The organism is Mycobacterium sp. SMC-17 (genome assembly GCF_045310915.1).
In the GTDB taxonomy this organism is placed as follows: Bacteria; Actinomycetota; Actinomycetes; order Mycobacteriales; family Mycobacteriaceae; genus Mycobacterium.
The window spans coordinates 1-2167 of sequence record NZ_JBJIAK010000130.1; the positions used below are offsets into that span (position 1 = coordinate 1).

2 protein-coding genes are annotated in these 2167 nt (G+C 63.8%); both read right to left on the bottom strand.

The features are described from left to right. Window positions 1–63 precede the first annotated feature (63 nt). Complete coding sequence (istB, locus tag ACJH7A_RS30345; protein ID WP_212812412.1) at window positions 64–846, bottom strand: IS21-like element helper ATPase IstB; 783 nt, start codon at window positions 844–846, stop codon at window positions 64–66. Continuing rightward, entirely contained in the window at window positions 843–2099 is a 1257-nt protein-coding gene (istA, locus tag ACJH7A_RS30350) for an IS21 family transposase (protein WP_165605542.1), read from the bottom strand. The genes istB and istA overlap by 4 nt, the downstream gene beginning before the upstream one ends. Window positions 2100–2167: the final 68 nt, after the last annotated feature.

Here is a 2167-nt window from a genome sequence, read left to right on the forward strand (position 1 = left end):
TGTCAACGACGGTCGAAAATTGACCCCGTAGCGTCGGTTGAATTTTGACCCCCTTGGTTGTGGTTACTTGCTGGTTCTGACCAGTTCTCGGCGTGTTTTGGTCCGGTAGGAGTCGCCGTTGATGGTGATGACTTCGGCGTGGTGGACCAGTCGGTCGATCAGGGCGGCGGCGACGATCTCGTCGGCGAAGACTTCGCCCCAGCGGCCGAACGGCATGTTCGAGGTGATCAGGATCGATCCCTGTTCGTAGCGGCTGGCGATCAGTTGGAAGAACAGGTTGGCGGTGTCCGAATCGAACGGCAGGTAGCCGATCTCGTCGATGATCAGCAGTCGGTAGCGGCGCAGCCGTTTGAGCTCTTGTGGCAGGCGGCCGCTGTTGTGGGCGTCGGTGAGCCGGGCCGCCCAGCCGGTCGCGGTATCAAAGAGCACCGGGTAGCTGCTCTGGGCGGCCTTGATGCCCAGAGCGATGCCCAGATGAGTTTTGCCGACCCCGGGTGGTCCGAGCAGAATCACGTTGTCGCCCTTGGCGATCCATGTGCTTGTCGCCAAGTGTGCGATCACATCCCGCGGCAATGACGGTACATGGTCAAAGGTGAAGTCTTCCAACGTTTTTGTCGCCGGGAACCGGGCACCGGCAATACGTAATGCGGTGCCGTTGGCTTCGCGTTCGTTGACTTGGCGCTCCAGGACCGCGGCCAAATATTGTTCGTGGCTCCACGTTTCGGCGCGAGCCCGCTCAGCCAGCTCAGCCCACATCCGCCGGATCGTCGGGGTTTTCAACACCCGGGCCAGATACTCGATCTGTTTACCAATCTCGCTGTGGCCGTGCATGTTTGGGTCGTTCATGATGGTTCTCCCAGGACGGTGAAATCAACGCCGAACAGGTCGTCGTAATCGGGCAGGGAACGGATCGGCACCAGGTGCCCGTCACGGTGGGTGCGCACCCGACCGCTATCGCCGGTGGTGCGTTGTTGGTGGTAGTGGCGGCGCAGCAGCGCGGCGGCGGCCACGTGCTGCGGGTCGGTGAGCGTCATGTGCCGGGCCCAGCACCGCTGATGGGTGGCGACTACCTGCCCTTCGCAGGTGACGATCACGCGATCGAGGGTGGCGGTGATATCAACAAGCCGACCGATGACCGCCGGATGCACCGAGTAGTCGTTACCGGCGACCCGCACGTAGTAGTCCCGCGCCAGGCGCACCCGATGGCAGATGCCGGTCGCCGGGGGTACCGGCGGCAGCAGTGTCATCCCGGCCAGGTCCTCGGCCAGCAGATCGATCGGACGGGCCCGGATCGAACGCACCCGAGTGGTGTTGGCGTGCTCGGTCAGCCACGCCTCGAACTGGGTGTTGAAATCGGCCGGCGAACCGAACACCCTGCCTGGCAGGAACGAGGTCTCAAAGAACCTGTTGTTGCGTTCAACCATGCCCTTGTACTCAGGGTCCGCCGGTGGAGCCAGCTCCAGGCGGGTGCCCAACGTCCCAACAAACGACGTGGCCACCACCGTGGGCCGGCCCGTGCCGCCGATCGCAGACTCGCGGTCCCACACCAGTTTGGCGGTCACCGCGCCGATCCGGCTCAGCAGCTGCCACATCCCGGCCAGAATGTCGCCGCCCTGGCGCGAGGGGATCATCAACCCGGCCCGGAACCTCGAATACGCCAACGTCATCACCAACACCGGCAAGATCGCTAACTGGTTGTGGCCCAACGGGATACGGTAGTCGGGGAACCACAGGTCCCACTGCGAACAGGCCCCCGGCTCGTAGATCACTCGATCAGCCGGATCGAGGCCGCGGTACTCCGGGCGGATCACCCGCACCCGGTCTTTGAGCACCGTGATCGACCTGGTCCACCCGATCCGCTGTGCGATCACCGTCGCTGGCATCCGCGGATGGTCCTTGAGCAACGCCCGGATCTGCGGTTCGAACGCATCCACTGCCGAACCCCGCGGTGCCCGCGAGTACTGCGGCGGCGCATCGGCCGCCAACGCCGACCGCACCGTATTACGGGCCACACCGAGCTGACGCGCGATCTCCTTAATCGGCACCTGCTCCGTGCGATGCAAACGGCGGATCTCCGCCCACTGCTCCACTGAAATCACCCTCCTATCAATGACGGGGGTCAAAATTCACCCGTCGACAGGGGGTCAGTTTTCAGGCGTCGTCAACA